Consider the following 21,088-nt stretch of genomic DNA (forward strand, 5'->3'; position numbering starts at 1 on the left):
ATGCGCCAATGATAGTGTGAGGTCTCCTCATGTGAAAGTAGGTCATCGCCAGGGTTTTATTAGTAAGAAAGCGGCTTTTTAGCCGCTTTTTTTTTGATTTATAAAAACAAAAATTAATGTTTTTATTGAATTCCTTGTCCTAAATATTTCATACATTATTTGCATTTGGATTTTCTTCCACATCTCCATTTAATTATTATTAAAACCACGCAGCTCGATCATTATTAAATCTCGGGTTACACTGAATTTAAAATATTCAGGTAATATTCCTATGAAAAAAAATTTTATTATTTACGGATCTTATGGGTATACAGGTAATTTAATTGCGCGACATGGCATAGAGCAAGGATTAAAACCCATTCTAGCGGGTAGAAATGAAGAGAAATTAAAACATCAGGCTAATCTACTCGATTTAGATTATCGAGTGTTTGATGTCCTTGATCTCGAGCAAACGAAAAGAGCACTACAGGATGTTATTGCCGTAATTCACTGCGCAGGACCTTTCAAGCACACCTTTGAAAATATGGCAAAGGCATGTCTTGCTGTTAAAACTCATTATGTGGATATCACTGGTGAGGTGAGGGTAATCGAAAAACTCATGCAATTAAATGATCAAGCTAAAAAAGCAGGGATTATGTTATTGCCTGGTGCTGGTTTTGATGTAGTCCCTAGTGACTGCTTGGCTTTGTATTTGCTTCGTCACTTACCCGATGCAAAAAAGTTAGTTCTTGCCATTAGTGGCTTTCAAAAAGACAGTAATGTGTCTATTTCCCATGGTACAGCTAAAACGATGATTGAAGATATGCCTGAAGGATCTCTGATACGGAGCAATGGGAAATTAAAAAAGGTTCCCTTTTGTTGGAAAACTCAGACTTTTGATTTTGGCTCTTCAAAATATCGAGTATGTGGCATCATATCATGGGGCGATTTGGCTTCGGCATGGTGGTCTACCAAGATCCCGAATATAGAAACTTACATGGCCCTTCCTAAGGGATTAATTCGATTTAGAAGATTAATTAATCTCTTTAAAAATGTTTTGTATTGGGCTCCCCTAAAAAATTACATCCTACATAAAATAGATAAATTACCTCCGGGTCCTAATGATCAACAAAGACAGAATGCAATAGTAAAAATTTATGGTGAGGTCACGAATGATTCAGGAAAAAAGACAATAGCATTAATGACAACCCCTAATGGATACACTTTAACCGCGCTGACCACTATCATTATTATAAAACACATATTGGCAGGTCATGCGCCAAGTGGCTTCCAAACTCCAGCTCAAGCCTACACCGAAGATTTAATTATGAATATCCCTGAAGTGACTCGAGTTATAATAATTGATAGTATTCCCTAACTTATTGGCTGAAAAATAGATATAATTTGTTTTTTCTCGCCAAGAAGTCTAAAAAATTTAAGACAGTTTTAAGGAATAAAAAATGTTAGAAAAAAGGCTGGATAATATAGAAGCAGAGATTAAAAGTATTGGTCTCATTAAAGCTGAGTTAGATGAAGTGAGCGGTCGTTTTCAAGCAATTATTGAACAAATGGAAAAACATCTAGATAATCTTGAAAAAAAAATAGATTTAGCCGAAGTTAAAAAAGTAGAAAATAATAATGGAGAGTTGCTAAGTACTTATGGGATTTTGAAACGTACTCAAAATCAAGAGGAATATTCTGATAAATTGTCAGGACGTCTCGAAGTATAATATTAAAGGTTTAAGGAATTAAATATTTATAATGCCAATGAAGATTCATGATACATTGGCATTTTTCATTAATGAAATGCAATAAGATTATTTAAGTTCGTTTTGGATTTTTTCCCCTTGATCTAAATGCATTTGGATGTGTGAGCGTGTAGATTCTACAAAACTTTTTAAAGTGGGATTAGATACATTAGGTAATATTTTATTATCTACCATGTTTAAAACATCAGTATGACCTTTCACCATGGCTTTCATATAGGCTTTATCAAAATCTTTCCCATTCAAAGAAGACAGTTTATGCAACTCTTGTTCTCCTTTCTTTTGCAGAGATTTAGCTTTGTCATTTTTTATGGGAGTAATCCCTAGTTTTTTAGCCAGTTTTGATCCTTCATTTAGATTTTGAGTGTGTTGTTTTTTTAGCATTTTCGCGTAACTTTTTACTTGAGGATTTGAAGATTTTTTCATAGCTAATTCTGCAGCAGCTATTTCGTTTTTATTGACCACACTTAAAGTACCTAAAATTTCCCCTTCTTTTTTGTTTGGCTTTTGCATATGTTCTGAGGACATATTTGTAGTGTTTTCGGCATAAGAACCTTGAGTGAAAATTAAGGCTCCAACGAAAAAATAAAGAAAGAACGATAAATATTTTACTGATTTCATAATGCATTCCTTTGTTAAATGGGTCATGTAGAAATATCTCAAATAGAGCAGGGATATTCTAGAATAACTTTATAATGAAATACACTATAATTTGATATTAAGGTTACTATGTAGATACTGGATTTTAAAAAGAAAAATTATCAGTTGCTATAATAAAAGAAAGTAATCAATTGAGCTTTTCAAATGAAAAGTAATAAGGAAATTGCAAATCATCTATACCAGTTTTCGGAATTGCTTGAAGCTTCAGGGGCTAATCCTTATCGAGTTCGTTCCTATAGACGCGCTGCCCATGTTGTCTTAAATTTAGAAAAGCCGCTTGTGACATTGGTTCAAGAACATTTTAATATGACTTCTCTTCCCTGGATAGGAAAAGGGATTGCAGAGGTTCTCAATAAAATTATTCATACCGATGAAGAGCCAATCTTAAAAATACATCCAGAAAAGAAAAGTATAAGCGAGTTAAAAGCAATACCAGGGTTAGGTGAAAAGCGAATTGAACTCCTTAATAAAAAATACAATATCACAACCAAAAGAGAGTTACTAAAAGCTCTGCAATCCAATCAGCTAAACGAATTAAAATGGATGAATAAAAACCTAATCGATGCCATTAAAAGTAAGGTTCCAGTCACTCGGGCAAAGAGTTTCATTAGGCTTTATCATGCCATACCTATTATCGAATTGTTAATGAAACATTTAAAGGAACTTCCAGGAGTCAAAAACATTGAGTGGGCTGGAGATTTGCGTCGAAAGAAGGAAACTTTTGAACAAATAGATATTCTCATAGAAGCGAACCAACCTTCTAAAATGATACAGCAGTTTATCAATTTCCAGGAAGTTTCCGATGTTTATTTTATTAGAAGTCATTTTATTAGCGTGAAGTTATGGTCCGGTATGAAAGTTAACTTACATTTCGTTTCCAAAAAATCGTTTGGATCTGCTTTAATTCACCTAACTGGAAATATCATTCATGTGCAACAATTAGAACAATTGGCCTTAGAGAGACAGTATCGCTTGACTCCTAAAGGCCTTTTTAGAGATAAAAATTATATTGCAGGTGAACAAGAGATAGATGTATATCAAAAACTTGGTTTACCTTTTATAGAGCCCGAATTAAGAGAAGGGACGGATGAAATAATCCAGGCTAAAAAAGATAAATTACCCAAGCTCATTAGTTCCAATGATATAAAAGGCGATTTACATTCCCATACTACCGAAACAGATGGCACGGAAACATTAGAAATGATGGCTAAAGCAGCTGAAGAAATGGGTTATGAATATTTTGCAATTACGGATCACTCGCAAAATCTTGCTATTACTAATGGGCTTAATAAAAGACGTTTACTTCAACAAATAAAACAAATTGATAAATTAAATTCCAAATCAGATAGGATTCTGATTCTTAAATCCATTGAGGTGGACATTCTCGAAGATGGTTCATTAGACTTGCCAAATGAGGTATTAAAAGAATTAGACATTGTAGTTTGCTCTATCCATTCCAAATTCAAACTTCCAGAACAAATACAAACAGAACGCATTTTGAGAGCCATGGATAATCCCTATTTTAATATACTGGGACATGCCACAGGGAGACTGATTCGATCCCGTCCCCCATATGCTATAGATATGGAGAAAGTTTTGAACAAAGCCAAAGAAAATGGGTGCTTTATCGAGGTAAATTCGCAACCCTATCGATTGGATATCAATGATATTTATTGCAAAATGGCTAAGAAGAAGGGGGTTAAAGTAGCAATCTCCAGTGATGCGCACAGCATCCGTGGCCTTAATTTCATACAATGGGGTGTATATCAGGCACGACGCGGATGGTTAGAAAAAAAAGATGTCCTCAATACTTATCCCTGGGATACATTGAAAAAAATACTGAGAAGAGATTAAGGACGCTCCCAGCTTATAATGCATTCCCATCACAATTAGTGAGCTCTTCTTTCTATAGGATGTTCTAGCTTACTCTTGTGAGATACATGGGAGGAAGGTATTTTTTCCTTCGTTTCGTTAGCGGCTTTTTTGGCGTTTTTCAAATCTTCTTCTAATGAGTCTGCCATATTTCTCAAAATTTTAATTAGCCGTTTCTTTTGTGCGTTTGTAGAAATATTCCATTCTTCTTTGTTTGCCCGCTCATGGGCCAGTTTAAATTTAAATCCATGCATTTCAGTAGTATAATCATTTGCATTTAATTTCTCTACCACTTGATCCGCCAATATATACCAATGGTATTTAGTGCCCACTGGAACTCCAGATCCCTCGGGAGCATGGCCTTTTCTCCTTTTTGTTACTGCATAATGAATTTCCCATTTGTCTGGAGTGATCTTGGTTTCTTTCCATTGTCCTTGATCATAGAGCCATGAATGGCTACGTCCCACTTTCATTCCCGTATAAACATGACCATGAAATTCTTTAAATTGATTGTAAGATTCTGGTGGTTTTTCAGTGGATTTTGTCTCTTTCTTCATTTTATTTCCCCTTCATATTTTGTTCTCTCATAGAGAAATAATCGGGCATTCGTTTCAAATGATATTCATACTAATACTATTAATATTAGTTCAAAATAGATAGAAACCAGGTATAAGGCACACAAATGATTTAAATAAGAGGTTCCAAACTATTGGACCACTCTTGACATTGTTGGGCCACCACTTGATGCAAAGAATTTGTTGTGTGATAAATATCAATTAATTGCTTCGCATCGTTATCTCTTGTGGAAACATCATTTTTTAATAATTCGAGAAAGGGAGCATTTTGTAATTGATGCGCGTATTTTTTTATTTTTCCTAAAGTTGTTAAAATATCTTCAGCGATGAATCGATGCCGTTTGGTAAAAGGATTGATAAATCGGCCTTTAAATCCATACCTGCTCGATTGAAAACGATTATAATTATATAGCAAGTATAAATCTTGATTTATTTTTAAAGGCTTTTCTTTTAATAGATATAGGGATAACGTTTGTATGTAAGCACCGAGCAGAATAGCTTTTTTTAAAGTGAGTGGGGTATCACAAACCCTAATTTCAACGGTTCCTAAATGCGGCCTTGGTCTGATATCCCATAAGAAATCATTCATATTTTTAATAACACCTAAGCGTTTCATTTTATGGAAATACTGGGAAAAATCCTCCCAATTTAATAATAAAGGTACTACGCCGCATAAAGGGAAAGTATTAAAAACTGTTGTTCGGGTTGAAACAAAACCTGTTTCTACACCCAAATAGAAGGGAGAAGAGGCGGAGATGGCAATGAAGTGAGGTACAAACCGAGCCAGTGCATGTGTTAGGTAAAGTGCATCTTCAGCATCTCTGCATCCTATGTGAATATGCTGTCCAAATACAGTCGCTCTCTTTGCAAGATAAGTGTATTCTTTTGCAAAATTAATGTTTGCTTTGGTAGAGTAAATCTCCTGGGTAGTCCAAGATTGGAACGGATGCGTTCCTCCACCACAGAAAGATATATTTAAATCCAAAGCCTTTAAAGAAAGAAAATTATATATTTGATGTAATTCGATATACATACTTGTAAGATCATGATGCACCGAAGAATTGATTTCAATCATGCTTTGGGTTAGCTCAGGCTTAATTTTTAGCCGATATTTAGTCCCTTTAATATGAGATAAAACTTCTTTAGCGCATGAAGATAAGGAAAATGATGATTTGTCGATAATTTGAAATTCCAATTCTATGCCAATGGATACTTCTGAGGATTCGTTGAATGATAATGCTTTCATATTAACTTTCTCAAAGAGCTTTCACGTAGATGATTTACTATTTAATGTAAATACTATTATCGACTTTCATTTTTATAGAATGGAGACTGCTTATTTTCTAGATTCTATTCTTTAATAAGCAGTCCTAGAGCTAACGCTTTTTTCGATTAGCCTCTAATTTTAGCCCATAAATAACCAATTCCAGCAGCAATTAATACAGAACCTAGCGGTTTTTCTTTTATTTTTCCTGCTAAATTATTGGCAAAATCTTCGAGTGATTGTTCAAATTCGGATGCTTTGTCCATACCCTCATCATACATTTCTCTAGCTTTTCTTTTACCTTCATCAATGAGTAAATTTGATCCTTGCTTTAAATGATCCTTTGCTCTATTTACGGATGGATTTTTAGCAAAATCGTCCATGATGTTCTCCTAAAAAAGTAGTCAAATTAATCTATCGCTTATAATTAGTAAGCATGAAAAATAAAATTAATACTATAAATATTTCTTATAAATTTTAAAAAATATACATAAATTTAAGAAAAAAAGCCACATATGTGGCTTCTGAATAATTCAATTTATTTTTTTAAAAAAGTAGATAAAAGATAGCCTATACCCCCAGCTATTAGTAAGGATGTTAAAGGTTTTTCTTTTACTTTTTCAATAAATACTTGGGCATATTCTTCGACATATTCTTCTAAATGATTTAATTTTTCTTTCCCTTCTTCGTACATTTCGCTAACTGATTCTTTTACTTGTTCCTTCATATTTTCGGACTTTTCTTTTAAATTTGAATTCATATCGTTAAATTTATTTTTTAAATTGTCCTTATCCATATTTAAATTATCCATTTTTTTCTCCAAATCATTATTGAAATATCTTATTGCACCATATAAAGCGTAGCCGTATATTGATTTTTGTCAAAATTTTAAAAGACCTCCCATGGATCATGGAATAAAATATTTGTCTTAAAATAAAAACAGGAATAGCGAACTATAATATAAAGAAAAATAGTATTTTGTAATCTTGAGTATGACCTTGATTTTTCTATTTAAAAAGGAGATTTGCCATGAGTAAAGGTGATAAATCCAGTTATACAGACAAACAAAAACGTCAAGCAAAACATATTGAAGATTCCTATGAGAAAAAAGGCGTCTCAAAAAAAGAATCAGAAGAACGTGCCTGGCGTACAGTGAATAAACAAGACCACGGTGGAAAAAAGAAATAAATCATTCAAAAGGCCTTGGATAAAAAGGCCTTTTTTATACTAAGGCTTATTTGATATACGGGTATAAGCAAGATTGATACGAAATAATTAAATCATTCATATCTGTAGGACAGTCCAGTAGCAATTAAAATTTACAATTAAGACTAGAAGTGTTTAGGGAAAGTATTTATAAAAATGAGTTCTTCCTGTAGCATAGATAAGGATAATGATAAAATTATAAAAAATAATCTCTTAAGTTTTTTTGAAGAAAAATAGATACATTTGAATTAAAATTAAAAAAGGAATTTAAATCTCTAATAAATTATCTAATGCGATGAATCATTTTAAGGGGACTTGCTCGTTCTAAAATTTAATATTTCAAGATTATTTAATTAACAGGATTTAAGATGAATCAACAGGAATTGAAAACGCTAATCTCTTTTTTAAAGTTCAACCATCTAAAATTAAGTACAGCGGAATCCTGCACTTCCGGGTACATTATTCACCTTTTAAGTAAAGTCCCTAAAAGTGGTGAAGTTTTAGATACGGGGTTTGTGGCTTATTCTGAAGAAGCCAAACTAAAAATTTTAGGGGTTAAAAAGAAAACAATAGAGCAATTTAATTTAACCAGTGAAGAGGTAGCACGAGAAATGGTCCAGGGTGCACTTCAATATACAAGTGCAAACATTGCTGTGGCTACTACTGGTATTGCTGGTAATAAACCCATGGATGGGATAACTCCAGGAACAATTTGTTTTGCTTGGATGATTAAAAATAATTCTAAAAAAATTCTCTTTTCTGAAACAATTGTATTTTCAGGTTCAAAATCGCAGAAGCAAAAATTAGCTGCTTTTTATGCTTTAGAACAGATTCCTTTTTATTTTAATCAATTTGCCGGGAACCACCAATGAAAAAAACCAAGTTTTTAAGCCGCCTTGGTCCTGGGCTAATTACTGGTATTTCTGATAATGATCCCTCTGGAATTGCAACATGTGCCCAATCGGGCGCAAAATTTGGTTTTGGCCAATTATGGTCTGTTTTGCTAATGGTTCCCCTTATGGTTGCGATTCAAGAAATCTGTGCACGAATTGGCGCAGTTAAAAATAAAGGTATAGCATCCATTATTCAAAAGTATTACGGTAATAAAATCCTAATACCCTTAGCTATATTATTGTTTACAGCAAACACTATCAATTTAGGAGCTGATTTAGGGGCTATGTCCGCATCTCTGAGCCTTATTATTCCTGTAAACAATATTTTTGCCTTAAGCTTTTTTACGTTAGTAATCCTTTTTTCTATTATTTACTTTCCCTATAAGAAATACGTACAAATTTTAAAATGGCTATGCCTATTTATTCTGGTTTATCCGGTTTCTCTTTTTATCGTGAAAACACCGTGGTTAGAGCTTATAAAAAGTACATTCATTCCGGGAATCACTTTTTCCACTGATTATTTTATGATGTTAACCGCATTATTTGGTACATCAATTTCCCCCTATATGTTTATTTGGCAAGCTTCTCAAGAGGCAGAAGAAAATCACAGAATGAAAATTCCTCAATCCAATGGTTTGGCGCGTATTTCTAATGTTAGACTCTATTCCTTGAGGAAGGATAATTTCATCGGAATGGTCCTATCTCAAATTTGTACTTGGTCTATTATTGCTGTTATTGCTATTACTTTACATACTCATGGCATCCAGAATATTAATACTGCAGCTGACGCAGCAAAGGCGTTAGAACCTATTGTCCAGGGCTTTCCCTATGCTGGATATATCGCAAAATTCATCTTTTCATTAGGCGTAATTGGACTTGGACTACTCGGTGTTCCTGTCTTGGCTATTTCTTCTTCTTATGCTCTAACCATAATATTTAACCGCAAGACAGGCCTTTTTCATGATTTTAATGAAGCAAAATGGTTTTATGGAATTATTATTTTATCGACGTTAATAGGTTTGGCTATGAACCTATTAAAAATAAATGTAATTAAAGCGCTCATTGTTTCTGCGGTAATAAACTGTATTGTCGCGTTGCCTCTTATCATTATCATCCTCCTCATAGCCAATAATAAAAAAATTATGCAGCAATTCACAAATACCTTATTGTCCAATGTTTTTGGATGGCTCACTTTTTTTTTGATGGCTTTTTCTACATGTCTGATGTTTTATTCTTTTTTCTCTTCGTGATCTATAAGACCAATTTGACGCGTTTTAGGTAAATATTCGGAGTATTTTTCTCGTAAAATATTAAAAAAATCTTCACGAAGTTCAGCCCGAAAATCTGAAATTTTTTCACCATGGGTGGTGCTTACCTGGACGCGAACCTGAACTGAATTTTCATTGAGTTTGTTCACTAAAATTTTTTTAATGTTTCCATCCCAATAAGTGGAGTGATTTAAAACTTCATCCAATTCTTGTCGTAGTACTGATATGGGAAGCATGTAATCAACATAGAAATAAATACTGGTAATTAAACTATTTTCCTTCCTTCCTAAGCTTTCCACTTTATTTTCTAAAAAATAGCTTATAGGCATGATCAAATAGTGGTTGTCCTTCATTCTTAGCCGAACATTTGTTAAGGTAATTTCCTCAACGATTGCCCACTTATCCTGGATAAATAAAGTATCCCCAATTTTTATGGAACCATTTAAAATAATCCAAAATCCCGAGAATACCGCACTTAATGTTTTTTGACCTGCGAATCCTATGATGGCAGTTATAAACCCTGCAGATGCCAAAAGGCTCAACCCCATACTCCGCACATTACTAAAACTCATTAGAATCGCTGCTAGGGCAATAATTCCAATCACTATAAAACCAATGTTTTTAAGCATATGGGTTTTTGTATAGATTTCCGTGATATGGATCCGTGTTTCTTCTGATAAAGACAGCATTTTCTGTTCATAAAATTCTTCAAGCGTATTCAAAATTTCTATTCCAACCCAGCTTATGGACAAAATAAGAGATATTGTAAAAATTTTATTGGTATACATAAGAACATTTTTTGATGGTATCGCAATGGAAAATAGAATATTTCCCCAAATAAGAATAAAAATAATTTTTGCACTTTCTCTAAAGCTTTGTAAGATGAGTGCAATAGGCGGATTGGACAATCCTACTTTTTGCATATAAAAAACACAGGTAAAGACTAGAATATTATAAAATGCTAATAAAACTGAAGTAATTAGCAATATATTTGCCAATTTTGCACTGCCAATCACTACAAAATACCACCCGGGTAGCATGGAATAGAAGTCTTGAAGACTTACAAATAAAAAAAGTAAACTCGCACATACCAGCATGATCGGCCATTTTATCGACCGCCATATAATTCGTTCTCTTAAATTCTTTTTCTTGATAATTGTTTTCATATTTTTTTTATAATCTAATCAAAAACATTTAAGTAAATAACGACTTAATAAAATTATAGGCTTTAAATGTTAAAAATAGAGCGGTACGTAAAATATAATAAAGAAAGCATAGGTAAATAATTATCAGAACAAGTGCGCCAAAGATAAGCAATGCATCTCTTTTAATTATACCCATAGATAAAATGATAATGGACGAGGAAGAAACTAAATCGACGTAAGGAATTGGAAGCATTAGCAAAATACTTAAAATTAAAATAAATAAGATAAAAAAATACTTCATGTAGTAAGAACTTACCCATAGACCTCTTTTTTTTATGTATTTTTCCAAATACGCTACATAGGGTATTATTTTTAATATTCCTTTTTTAAGGTTATTTGGTACTTTTTGTTTTGTAAGCTTTGCGGGGAACCACATCTTATTTTTTCCAAGGAATAGCTGAATACAAATCAAAGCAATACAGGCTCCAAAAAGAGCAGAAAAGCCCGGGATAAATGATAATGGCGTGGCAGGAGGAATAGCCAACAGGATTATTAAAAAGAAATTATCTTTTTTATGAAAATCGTGTAATAGCTGATCAAATGTAACTTCTCTAGTTATTTTTGATGATAAATTTTTTAACCGCGCTGATATTTTCAAAGTAATCACCTACGATTTGATTTATATTTTTTGAATTTGGAAAAAATCATTAATTAAATGAATCTTAATAGTAATTTATTAAATTATTAAAAATATAATATCTGATAGTGATATCAGTGATTTATATGGATTTATTAATTTTTTTTTCATTATTTTTATTAAAGTTTAGACAATAACTTATTAATAAACTAAGAAAATTTATAAATATTTTATGTGGTTCATAGTCTACTTACTTAAGTTAATCTATTATTAGGAGAGATGTATCTTATTAGTTTATTTTTAAAAGGAATTGATTATGAATTTACTTCTTCTCATTGTTTTAATTGTGATTCTTTTAGCTGTTTTGCCTACATGGCCCTACAGTTCTGGATGGGGTTATTATCCAAGTGGAGGAGTTGGGCTAATCCTTCTTATTTTAATCATCGTATTACTTACCCGAGGTGCTTAACAAAAACCTCTATATATATAACGGGAGATGAATATGGAACATTTCAACATTGTCAAAACAGAAGATGTGATAGGGAAAGAAGTAAAATCTCCTGAACTGGAATCTTTAGGTGAAATAAAAGAAATAGTGATGGATAAACTTTCCGGCCAAACTCGCTATGTGGTTTTGGCTTTTGGAGGCTTTTTAGGTATGGGGAGCGAGTATTTTGCTTTTCCATGGAAAAGTATAAGTTACAATGAAAACGAAGATTGTTTTATTCTTAATGTGGATAAATCAAAATTAAAAAGAGAATATGGATTTGATAAAGATCATTGGCCTGACATGGCAACCTGGCCCACCACGATTGACAGCTATTATGATCGCTTATCCTAAGAAGTATTCCTTTTTGACCTTTTAAAAGCACTGATTATTTCAGTGCTTTTTTTAATTCCTGAGAAAATTACCCTTTGAAATATTAATTTCATTTTTATAAGTTTCATTCAAATCGACAGTCCAGAAACTAGGATTGTTGGGGGGAAATATTTTTAGATTTCCTTTATACATTTTTGGTTCTGGAAACCTCGGAATCTTTCCTAAAGGGTTTATAATATCCACTCTGGGTGAGCATAAATGATAGGTGAGCAGGCACATTGTACTTAGAGGATTCACAGATAACAATGGGAGGAATCCAGGATTTAATTTATTATGAATGATGTTATTTATAGTTCCTTTATTTAAAGGGAGCGAAATGGAGATTAATTTCTCGGTGTTTAATACAAATCGAAGTTCACTGAATTTTTTCTGGTTATCCCAGGCCAAATGGCACCAAAAACCATATAAAAAATTATCACTCCATTTTAAATCAGGTGTTTCAATATAAATGGACCATTCTGGAAGTGAATAAAACAAAGATTCATTTAAATTATTTTTTTCACTATGTTCGGTAATTTTTTCATAAAAATTTTTGTTAAATCGGTAAATTCCTTGAGTGTAACGCCACGTACCTACTGCGGCTAATAAAGAAGCTTCTTGTTTTTGGTAGGGTTTTAAATAAGATGTATTATATTCTCTCGAAATAATTCCTTGCCATGCATCATTGGGAAGAAAACACCAAGAAGGCCATTCGCATTTGAAATAGTTTTGCTCCCTGAATTGCGTGATTAAATTCCATGCGTTTGGAAACTTTTGAGATAGGTTTATTAAACAGTCATGAGGTTCCATTTTTTTTATCCTTAATCTCATCCTGATAAGTTAAGTATAAAATAAATTAATTTTTTGTTCGAAGTTTTGAGATTTTATTTAATAAATTCTTTTGAATTATCTTAACCCACATGCAGATGATTATTTGATGCAGGTTGAAAAGTGTACTACTTTATCTAGGTGAGCAATTAATGCTCTTTAACTTCAAAGGAGATGATGAATATGAAAACACAAAATAAAAACATGAAGGGCGGAAACAAAGGCGGCACTACAACACCACATAAAAGTGCATCTAAAGGGCATCATTTAACTGATGCTGATCGTAAAAAAGGAGGGGAACATTCTCGTGGCAAGTAGCAATCAGCTCAAAGCAGGGTGTATTAACACACCCTGTTTTCAAGAAAATTATTGGGATTCTAGAGCTACTAAAACTCAATTTTCATATGTGAATGGTGTTTTTTATAATTTATTAATTGTTCAATTAAGACTTGATTAAAATCTGGAATATCTTCTGGTTTTCTGCTGGTAACTATATTTCTGTCTTGGACTACAGAACGATTAATCCAGGTTCCACCTGCATTAATTAAATCTATTTTTATTGAAGGCCAGGAAGTCAGACGTCTTGCATTGATTATTTTTGCATTTATAAGAAGCCATGGGCCATGGCAAATAGCACCAATTACTTTGTGATGTTCATGTATGTTTTTAATAAAATCTATTGCTTCAGGAATTGTGCGTAATGTATCAGGATTCCTTACTCCGCCAGGTAACAGTAAGGCATCATATTCATTAGGATTTGCATTTTCCAAAAAAACATCCACTTTAAAAAAATCTGCTTTTTCTGTGTGATTCCATCCTTGCACGGATGCCTTATTTGAAATGAGGAAGGTTTGGGCTCCCAAGCTTTGTAAGGCCTCTCTTGGTTTTACCATCTCGACTTGTTCAAAACCATCGGTTAACAGAATAGCTATTTTAAGACCATCAAGTGACGCCATAGTTTCAATCCTTGTAAAGTTTATAGAGCACCATCATGACCAATTATGATTCAAGCAATAATTTAAATATTACACTATAAAATGAAGGAATTTCGTAAATCGATCGAATTTCTGTTGACCAAAGTTGAAATTATTCTATTATTTTTTCATAAATTTATTTATTTTATTTAAAAAAGGTACTGATTTTTATAATATATTTTTTTAATTTTCTTTAGAAAGATTTAATAATTTCTATCACAAAAAGAGAATTTTTTGTCTCGAATAACTCTAATATTTTCATTTAAATAGTGAAAAAAATATTTTCTATAACAACCTTGTTTTGGCTTCTAATTAAACTAAACTTAGTTAAAGCTGGAATAACTCAGGATTAATGGAGAATAATCATGAAAGCACTATGTTGGCATGGAAAGCATGATGTAAAAGTGGAGAGTGTTCCTGAGCCTTATCTTATAAATAAGCAGGATGCAATCATTAAAATTACTGCGACAGCAATTTGTGGGTCAGATTTACACCTTTATGATGATTTAATGCCTACAATGGAGTCAGGAGATATCTTAGGCCATGAATTTATGGGTGAAGTGGTCGACCTTGCTAAAGGAAATAAAAAATTAAAAATAGGGGATAAAGTTGTAGTCCCATTTACCATTTCTTGCGGCCAATGTTCCTTTTGCAAAAGAAAATTATTTTCTTTATGTGAATGTTCTAACCCTAATAATGAATTGGCAAGACAACAATTAGGACAATCTCCTGCAGGATTATTTGGGTATTCTCACCTACTTGGAGGATATCCAGGCGGCCAAGCTGAATTTGTTCGAGTTCCTTATTCGGATATAGGACCTATTAAAGTACCCTCTGATATACCAGATGAGCAGGTTCTGTTTTTAAGTGATATCTTACCCACCGGTTATATGGCGGCAGAAAATTGCCAAATTAAAGATGGTGATACTGTTGCTATCTGGGGTTGTGGTCCGGTAGGACAATTTGCAATACAGAGTGCCTGGATGCTAGGAGCTGGACGAGTCATTGCGATTGATTGTGTTGCAGAACGCTTAAGGCTTGCTCAAACTTATGGGCATGCAGAGACAATCAATTTTAAAAATGAAGATGTTTATGATGCATTAATGGTAATGACTAAAGGGAAAGGGCCAGATGCATGTATTGATGCAGTAGGGTGCGAAGCCCATGTAGGTCCTACCCTTGATTCTATTATGGATCGGGTAAAACAGGCAACATTTTTAACTTCGGGACGAGCCCATGTCCTCAGGGAAGCTATAGAGTGTTGTGCCAAAGGAGGCACAGTATCCGTACCCGGAGTTTATGTAGGAAATTTAGATAACATTCCTTTTGGGACTGCGATGAATAAAGGATTGACTTTCAAAATGGGTCAAACTCATGTCCCCCGCTATACAGAGCTTCTGTTAAACAAGATATTGGAAGGTGATATAGATCCTACAAAGATTATCACTCATCGGATTAAATTAAAGGATGCCCCTCGAGCTTATGAATTATTTAATGAAAAATCAGATGGTTGCATCAAAGTTGTCATGACACCATAAAGGGAGATGAGTTATGGATATCTATAAATATTTAAAATTAGACCATGAGCATGTAAACCATTTATTTAAACAATTTGAAGATTCGGAGGTTCTGGAACGTAAACAGCAAATTGTTTCTTTAATTTGTCAAGAGCTTCTTGTACACGCTCATTCGGAACAGGAAACTTTTTATAAAGCATTAAAAAATTATGATACCACTCAAGATGAAGCCAACCATGGATACAAGGAGCATAAAGAAATAGAAGACCAGATTGGTCTCATTCTCCACTCAAAAGAATTTGGTTCTTCCTGGATAAAAAAAGTTGAAAAATTAAAAGAAATTGTACAACACCACGTCCATGAGGAAGAGGGTACTATGTTCTCTAAAGCTCAAAAAGTATTGTCTGATGAGGAGGCTTATGTATTGAAAGAACAAATGCATTATTTAAAACAACATCTTTTACTCTCGTTACAAAAAGAAAAACCAGCAAAAAAGGCAGCAACAAAACCACAAAAAGCAAAAATTAAAAAAGCGTCTCAAAAACATATGGTGAAAAAAGATGACTCACGGTCTAGACTTCATCATTGAAGTTCCCAGAAGGATTTTGAAATAATGATTGAAAGAGATAATTTAAAAAAATCTGATAATTATGCGATAAAACAAGGAGAGTATGATGCAAAATTCCAATTCAAATTTATTTAATAAAATGAACCACCCCCTAAAGCAAATTGCTGAATTAAATGTGAAAACATTTCAGGACATGTTTAATCCTGAAGAGCTCACATCAGCCCATGATCCCAAATCATTCATGGAACGCAATGTCCAAATGTTTATAAGTAACGGCCATAAAAGTTTGGATTACATGTCACAGCTCTTTAACATTTTTGAAGATTCATGGATGAATATATCTTCTGAAGCAAATCAAAGAGCACAAGAGTTTTCCCAACAATCAAAAAAAATGACAAGCAATATGGCAAGCAACATGGAAAGGTCCATGAAAAATAAATCTCAAAGTGCCTCTGGGAGTGGATCTTCGTCTGCTTCTAGTAGAGGATCTTCCAGAGGTACTTCTTCTTCATCTGGAAAAGGAGCCTCAGCTGGAAGAGGATCTTCATCAGGTAAAAATCAATCGAATGAATCCTCAAAAAGAAATTTCTCCTCAGGTGAAAACTCCAGTCAGAATCAAAAAGGCGATGGGAGTAGATAAAGAACACTCATGATATTGAACAATTTAAATCCAATAAAAAATCTAATCATTTGATTCATCTGAAATGATTAGATTTTTTTAGTGAAAGTGATTTACCTGCATACATTTCGCAGTACAGTTCCATGCTGTCTTTCCTGGAATTGTATTGATGGATAGCGTGGGTAATTAGGCTAATCGATATAATTTAATTGGATTATCGCGATGTTTCAGAATGGCATTCCCTACAAATACCCCTTGAATATGAGGTACTTCTTTCATTGCATCTTCTGAGATGAGCACATGAGAATGATAGGTTTTATTTAACTGTTCTATATGGGCAGCTGAATTGACTACATCCCCAATGATTGTATATTCTTGACGTTTTTTTGTACCAATAGTGCCTGTCACCGCATAACCAAAGTGTAAACCAATTCCTAATTTTAAATCAGGTAAGTTCCCCTTTTTTATTTCCTCTTCAGTACGTTTTATTATTTCCATTGCAGCAGTTACAGCATTAGCGACATCAGTTCCACTCGAAAGAGGGGCACCAAATACGGCCATGAAACCGTCCCCCAAGAATTTATTTATAATTCCTTTATTATCTTGAATGATTTTGACCATATGTTTAAACAATTGATTTAAATAATTGACGACTATAGAAGGGTCGTTTTGCTCAGAGAAATGAGAAAAATTTCTAATATCTAAAAACATAATGCAGACAGGGATGTATTCACTGGATTTACCATCCTTAGATAACAATTTAGCAGCAACTTCAGGTGAAACATGCCGGCCAAATATGCTTTCAATTCGATCCCTTTCTTTTTGTGCATCAAAAGAAGCAAACAGCTGTTTTTTGATTTGAGTTGTAACAAAACCAGTAACAAAACCACTTATCAATATAATAAATCCGCGTGATGTGAATGCAAATCCTGCTACTAAATAATAAGGAATATTATGGATATTTGTATACTTTAAGACGTAATAGGACATGCCCCAATACTCAAGAGCTGCAACCATCCCGGAAAAACGGCATATCCATTCGTTCAATGTTAAGGAAGAAAGAATAATAAAAATAAAATAGAGCAAAACAGGCGGCATCAAAAGGACATATACAGGGGTTTGGAAGTTACAAGCTATGATGATTCCTAAAGTCGGAATATTTATTTCAATAAATGCATCAAAATAACGCAAGATTATAGGTAAATTTTTTTTATGGACAATATATTTGTTAATGACAATGCGCATTAGAAGAAAATAGAGGGCTGCACTTGATAAATAAGCAGGTAAAAGTAAGGCAAATAACCTGTCATTTTGAAAAAACACCTCTGGGTAAAATAAAATAAAGATTAGCCACATGAGGGATAAAAGTGTAAAAACAATAAATAAAATTGTCGTTCTTAATCTTTCTGTTTTTAAAATTTCTTCTTCCAAAGGTGTTTGCATGAAGTGATCCATTGTTTTATTATTTCTTATATTTTAGATCAAAAATTAACCAATCGATTTCCGGGAATTTCAAAGAATTAAAGCCCAAGTAGAGAATACTTAGTATTTTCGGATTGAATTTTATAGCCATCTTTCTTAACTCGAAAAAAGATAACTTGAAATGAGGAACAAAGATTTTTTTAAGAATTACAATGAGGCCAAATACTTGTCTTTAATACGAACATAGTGATGCGCTGAATACTCAAGCGACTCTAGTTCCTTATCTGTCAATGTCCTTATCTTTTTAGCTGGGTTACCAAGGTATAAATAACCACTTTCCAACACTTTACCAGGAGCAACTAACGATCCAGCTGCAACCATGACATGGTGCTGAATGTGTACTTTATCCAAAATTAACGCCCCCATACCAATAAGACAGAAATCATCAATGGTACAGGCGTGTAATACTGCTTTATGGCCTATAGTTATACCTTGACCCAATGCTAGAGGCTGACCTCCTGGAGTATAGGGGCCATCGTGCGTCGCATGCAAAATTGCGCCATCTTGAATGCTGCATGCATGGCCAATTTTAATTGAATTCACATCTCCGCGTAAAACAGCCATAGGCCAAACAGAAACATCATCACCTAATAAAACATCGCCAATCACCACGGCTTTAGGATCTATATAGACTCTCTGACCTAAAATCGGAGATTTACCTTGAAAATGTCGAACCGAATCATTCATAGTCAAACCATAGTTACCAATTCTTCAGCACTCGTAGGATGTATGGCAACTGTATTATCAAAATCTTTTTTACAGGCACCCATTTTTACCGCCACACCAAAACCCTGAAGCATTTCATCTGCTGCAATTCCAATAATATGCAGGCCTATTATTTTCTCTTCTAAACCCAGAGTCACTAATTTCATGACGGTAGGTGTTTTTTCTTTCGCAAACGCGTCGAACATTGGTGTAAAACGGGTTTGATAAATTTTAATCTGCTCTTTACCATACTTTTCTATAGCTTCTTGTTCACTTAATCCAACAGTCCCTATAGGTGGATGACTAAAAATAACAGTGCAGATATTCTCGTAGTCTAGACGTGCTTCAGGCTGGTTTCCAAAAAGGCGATCTGCCAGTCTACGTCCTGCTGCAATGGCTACAGGAGTAAGAGCAGGTGCATCAGTCACGTCTCCAATAGCATAAATACCCGCAATGCTGGTATTCTGAAATGCATCGACTAAAACCAATCCCTCAGTATTCGTATTCACATTAATTTTGTCTAAGTTTAACCCTGAAGTTCTTGGTTTTCTTCCCACTGCGGTAATGATGATGTCAATATCTTGAATGATAGAGCCATGGGTACAGACAATGGATTTTTTCCCATCACTGTGTAAGTTAATTTCCTGAGCCTTATGATCGGGGTGAATATGAATCCCTTGCTGTTTCATGATTTCCAATAAAGTATCGCCCAAGATAGAATCAAAACGGGATAACGGTCGAGAGCCTCTCATGAGTAAATGGGTTTCACTCCCTAAGCTGTTTAGCACCCCAGCCAATTCCACCCCGATGTATCCGCTGCCAATTATGGCTACTTTTTCGGGTTGTTTCGTTAAGGCAAAGAAACCGTCTGAATCAATTGTATGCTGTCCGCCGTGTATCGTGGATTGAGAGGGTTCTCCGCCAGTGGCAATGATGATATGTTCTGCCTGGTATAACACATGATTGACCTGAATTGTATGGGCATCCTGAAAACTGCCAATTCCCTTGACTAAGGATATATTGAATTGGTTGAAACGCTTTGTGTAATTCTCTCTGAGTCGCTCTATATAAGCATTGCGCTTACTGACCAAGGTATTCCAATCAAACGAAGATGAACTTAAGTTAAATCCATATTCAGGGGCATGATGGATGTATTCCATTATCATGGAGGCATTAAACATGACTTTTTTAGGGACACAACCCAAGTTAACGCAGGTACCCCCTAAGTTACTGGACTCTATTACAGCGACCTTGGCACCATATTTTGCTGCCCGCACAGCACTGGCAATACCGCCGCTGCCGCCTCCGAGCACAATAAGATCAAATTGATTTTTTTTCATAGACAATTTTTAATAAATAAGTTTATATTATCAGGAACCGTCCAACTAACCAACCTATATAAAAAGTGCCTAGATAAAATCTAACCAAATGGCTTTCTGCTGATATCTTGACAGGCTCTAGTGTTCATTTGTACTAAAACATCTTTTCAAATTGCTTTGATTAAAAAGTTTTCTCTGTTCTCTTACTTACGCCATATCTGATGTTTCGGAGTTAGATTTGAAGTCGCTATTTAGCATTACCTACATTTTTTGTTATAGAAAAGAGTTTTTGTCTGCGAGCTTGAATAAGGAGATTCATATGTCTGCGTCGATTAAGATTCGTCATTTAGTTTTCCTGGGAGATAGTTTAAAAAAATCTCAAGTCCAGAGGATTATATTCTTAAATTAGGTCATGCTGTTTCTAAAAATCTTAATGCTCAGAAACTGCTAGCACATTAATTTAATGTCAAAATGAAGCAAATTCATGGGAACCCGAAATTTGCTTCATTCCATAAAGTTATTCTATTGTCACCTTAAATTCCACATCCACATTGCCGCGAATTGCATTAGAGTAGGGGCAAACCTCATGAGCTTTGGCTACTAAATCTTCTGCCTCTTTCTGACTTAATCCAGTCAAATGAGTATGCATTTCTACGCCCAATTTAAAACCTTTCTCAGGTGTGGTGTAAAGAGAAACTTGAGACAGAATGGATGCATCTTTCAATGGAATTTTTTGTAAACTTGCAACATGACGCATTGCACTCTCAAAACATGCAGCATAACCTGCAGCAAATAATTCTTCAGGATTTGTACCTCCACCTTGGCCTCCTAATTCTGCTGGTTTTGCTAAATCTAACCTTAATAAACCATCAGAAGTTTCTATGTGCCCATTTCTTCCACCATGTGTCCGTGCTGTAGCGGTATAGAGTGCTTTCATTTTTAGATCCCTTAA

25 protein-coding genes are annotated in these 21,088 nt (G+C 34.0%); 12 read left to right on the forward strand and 13 right to left on the reverse strand.

The window, feature by feature from the left end; genetic code table 11:
- Positions 1-271 precede the first annotated feature (271 nt).
- Positions 272-1,357: a saccharopine dehydrogenase family protein gene (locus BU07_RS0106005; protein WP_031564230.1), complete on the forward strand. Its 1,086-nt coding sequence runs from the start codon at positions 272-274 to the stop codon at positions 1,355-1,357.
- 82 nt (positions 1,358-1,439) lie between these two features.
- Positions 1,440-1,709 carry a hypothetical protein gene (locus tag BU07_RS0106010; RefSeq protein ID WP_031564231.1) on the forward strand — a complete coding sequence of 90 codons (270 nt, stop codon included), beginning with the start codon at positions 1,440-1,442 and terminating at the stop codon, positions 1,707-1,709.
- Positions 1,710-1,796: 87 nt separating this feature from the next.
- Here BU07_RS0106010 and BU07_RS0106015 read toward each other — a convergent pair whose 3' ends face one another.
- Positions 1,797-2,366 (reverse strand): DUF4142 domain-containing protein, encoded by a 570-nt coding sequence (locus BU07_RS0106015; protein ID WP_051635490.1) that lies wholly within the window; start codon positions 2,364-2,366, stop codon positions 1,797-1,799.
- 183 nt (positions 2,367-2,549) lie between these two features.
- On the opposite strand from BU07_RS0106015, the gene BU07_RS0106020 reads away from it, so the two are divergent.
- On the forward strand, positions 2,550-4,259 hold the full coding sequence (locus tag BU07_RS0106020; RefSeq protein ID WP_031564236.1) for a DNA polymerase/3'-5' exonuclease PolX: 1,710 nt from the start codon (positions 2,550-2,552) through the stop codon (positions 4,257-4,259).
- Between the two features lie 35 nt (positions 4,260-4,294).
- Here BU07_RS0106020 and BU07_RS16965 read toward each other — a convergent pair whose 3' ends face one another.
- The 4 genes from BU07_RS16965 to BU07_RS0106040 all read right to left on the reverse strand — a co-directional run bounded on the left by BU07_RS16965 (position 4,295) and on the right by BU07_RS0106040 (position 6,927).
- On the reverse strand, positions 4,295-4,834 hold the full coding sequence (locus BU07_RS16965) for a hypothetical protein (RefSeq protein ID WP_051635491.1): 540 nt from the start codon (positions 4,832-4,834) through the stop codon (positions 4,295-4,297).
- Positions 4,835-4,964: 130 nt separating this feature from the next.
- Complete coding sequence (locus BU07_RS0106030; protein WP_031564240.1) at positions 4,965-6,098, reverse strand: YbdK family carboxylate-amine ligase; 1,134 nt, start codon at positions 6,096-6,098, stop codon at positions 4,965-4,967.
- 146 nt (positions 6,099-6,244) lie between these two features.
- Entirely contained in the window at positions 6,245-6,499 is a 255-nt protein-coding gene (locus BU07_RS0106035; RefSeq protein ID WP_031564241.1) for a hypothetical protein, read from the reverse strand.
- A gap of 155 nt (positions 6,500-6,654) precedes the next feature.
- Positions 6,655-6,927 carry a hypothetical protein gene (locus tag BU07_RS0106040; RefSeq protein WP_031564242.1) on the reverse strand — a complete coding sequence of 91 codons (273 nt, stop codon included), beginning with the start codon at positions 6,925-6,927 and terminating at the stop codon, positions 6,655-6,657.
- Between the two features lie 218 nt (positions 6,928-7,145).
- On the opposite strand from BU07_RS0106040, the gene BU07_RS17540 reads away from it, so the two are divergent.
- The 3 genes from BU07_RS17540 to BU07_RS0106055 all read left to right on the forward strand — a co-directional run bounded on the left by BU07_RS17540 (position 7,146) and on the right by BU07_RS0106055 (position 9,465).
- Positions 7,146-7,304: a hypothetical protein gene (locus BU07_RS17540; RefSeq protein ID WP_031564244.1), complete on the forward strand. Its 159-nt coding sequence runs from the start codon at positions 7,146-7,148 to the stop codon at positions 7,302-7,304.
- Positions 7,305-7,690: 386 nt separating this feature from the next.
- On the forward strand, positions 7,691-8,194 hold the full coding sequence (locus tag BU07_RS0106050; RefSeq protein ID WP_031564246.1) for a CinA family protein: 504 nt from the start codon (positions 7,691-7,693) through the stop codon (positions 8,192-8,194).
- Complete coding sequence (locus tag BU07_RS0106055; RefSeq protein WP_031564247.1) at positions 8,191-9,465, forward strand: NRAMP family divalent metal transporter; 1,275 nt, start codon at positions 8,191-8,193, stop codon at positions 9,463-9,465. The genes BU07_RS0106050 and BU07_RS0106055 overlap by 4 nt, the downstream gene beginning before the upstream one ends.
- Here BU07_RS0106055 and BU07_RS0106060 read toward each other — a convergent pair.
- Positions 9,444-10,649 carry a mechanosensitive ion channel family protein gene (locus tag BU07_RS0106060; RefSeq protein WP_031564250.1) on the reverse strand — a complete coding sequence of 402 codons (1,206 nt, stop codon included), beginning with the start codon at positions 10,647-10,649 and terminating at the stop codon, positions 9,444-9,446. The two genes, BU07_RS0106055 and BU07_RS0106060, sit on opposite strands and share 22 nt — an antisense overlap.
- Before the next feature lie 28 nt (positions 10,650-10,677).
- On the reverse strand, positions 10,678-11,286 hold the full coding sequence (locus BU07_RS0106065) for an exopolysaccharide biosynthesis protein (RefSeq protein WP_031564251.1): 609 nt from the start codon (positions 11,284-11,286) through the stop codon (positions 10,678-10,680).
- A gap of 295 nt (positions 11,287-11,581) precedes the next feature.
- On the opposite strand from BU07_RS0106065, the gene BU07_RS17205 reads away from it, so the two are divergent.
- Together BU07_RS17205 and BU07_RS0106075 are read left to right on the forward strand one after the other, a co-directional pair.
- Entirely contained in the window at positions 11,582-11,734 is a 153-nt protein-coding gene (locus BU07_RS17205) for a DUF3309 family protein (RefSeq protein ID WP_084157807.1), read from the forward strand.
- A 33-nt stretch (positions 11,735-11,767) separates the two neighbouring features.
- Entirely contained in the window at positions 11,768-12,106 is a 339-nt protein-coding gene (locus BU07_RS0106075; RefSeq protein WP_031564253.1) for a PRC-barrel domain-containing protein, read from the forward strand.
- Positions 12,107-12,157: 51 nt separating this feature from the next.
- Here BU07_RS0106075 and BU07_RS0106080 read toward each other — a convergent pair whose 3' ends face one another.
- The gene (locus BU07_RS0106080; protein WP_031564257.1) at positions 12,158-12,934 is read right to left on the reverse strand and encodes an AcrVA2 family anti-CRISPR protein; all 777 of its coding nucleotides are present in this window, start codon (positions 12,932-12,934) and stop codon (positions 12,158-12,160) included.
- Between the two features lie 201 nt (positions 12,935-13,135).
- On the opposite strand from BU07_RS0106080, the gene BU07_RS17800 reads away from it, so the two are divergent.
- A complete protein-coding gene (locus BU07_RS17800) occupies positions 13,136-13,270 on the forward strand; it encodes a hypothetical protein (RefSeq protein ID WP_278030591.1) in 135 nt (44 codons plus the stop codon).
- A 68-nt stretch (positions 13,271-13,338) separates the two neighbouring features.
- Here BU07_RS17800 and BU07_RS0106090 read toward each other — a convergent pair whose 3' ends face one another.
- The gene (locus BU07_RS0106090) at positions 13,339-13,908 is read right to left on the reverse strand and encodes a type 1 glutamine amidotransferase domain-containing protein (protein ID WP_031564259.1); all 570 of its coding nucleotides are present in this window, start codon (positions 13,906-13,908) and stop codon (positions 13,339-13,341) included.
- A gap of 383 nt (positions 13,909-14,291) precedes the next feature.
- Here BU07_RS0106090 and BU07_RS0106095 point away from each other — a divergent pair, with 383 nt between their 5' ends.
- From BU07_RS0106095 to BU07_RS16970, 3 genes are all read left to right on the forward strand, one after another.
- Positions 14,292-15,464: a zinc-dependent alcohol dehydrogenase gene (locus BU07_RS0106095; protein ID WP_031564261.1), complete on the forward strand. Its 1,173-nt coding sequence runs from the start codon at positions 14,292-14,294 to the stop codon at positions 15,462-15,464.
- 13 nt (positions 15,465-15,477) lie between these two features.
- Positions 15,478-16,032 carry a hemerythrin domain-containing protein gene (locus BU07_RS0106100; RefSeq protein ID WP_031564263.1) on the forward strand — a complete coding sequence of 185 codons (555 nt, stop codon included), beginning with the start codon at positions 15,478-15,480 and terminating at the stop codon, positions 16,030-16,032.
- Positions 16,033-16,114: 82 nt separating this feature from the next.
- Positions 16,115-16,651 carry a hypothetical protein gene (locus BU07_RS16970; protein WP_133134430.1) on the forward strand — a complete coding sequence of 179 codons (537 nt, stop codon included), beginning with the start codon at positions 16,115-16,117 and terminating at the stop codon, positions 16,649-16,651.
- 165 nt (positions 16,652-16,816) lie between these two features.
- Here the strand turns inward: BU07_RS16970 and BU07_RS0106115 are convergent, their stop codons facing one another.
- From BU07_RS0106115 to BU07_RS0106130, 4 genes are all read right to left on the reverse strand, one after another.
- Entirely contained in the window at positions 16,817-18,073 is a 1,257-nt protein-coding gene (locus tag BU07_RS0106115; RefSeq protein WP_031564268.1) for an adenylate/guanylate cyclase domain-containing protein, read from the reverse strand.
- A gap of 186 nt (positions 18,074-18,259) precedes the next feature.
- Positions 18,260-18,799: a gamma carbonic anhydrase family protein gene (locus BU07_RS0106120; protein ID WP_031564270.1), complete on the reverse strand. Its 540-nt coding sequence runs from the start codon at positions 18,797-18,799 to the stop codon at positions 18,260-18,262.
- 2 nt (positions 18,800-18,801) lie between these two features.
- Entirely contained in the window at positions 18,802-20,157 is a 1,356-nt protein-coding gene (gene gorA / locus BU07_RS0106125) for a glutathione-disulfide reductase (RefSeq protein WP_031564272.1), read from the reverse strand.
- Positions 20,158-20,653: 496 nt separating this feature from the next.
- On the reverse strand, positions 20,654-21,073 hold the full coding sequence (locus BU07_RS0106130) for an organic hydroperoxide resistance protein (RefSeq protein ID WP_031564274.1): 420 nt from the start codon (positions 21,071-21,073) through the stop codon (positions 20,654-20,656).
- Between the last annotated feature and the right edge of the window lie 15 nt (positions 21,074-21,088).

Source organism: Legionella wadsworthii DSM 21896 = ATCC 33877 (assembly GCF_000701265.1).
Lineage (GTDB): Bacteria > Pseudomonadota > Gammaproteobacteria > Legionellales > Legionellaceae > Legionella > Legionella wadsworthii.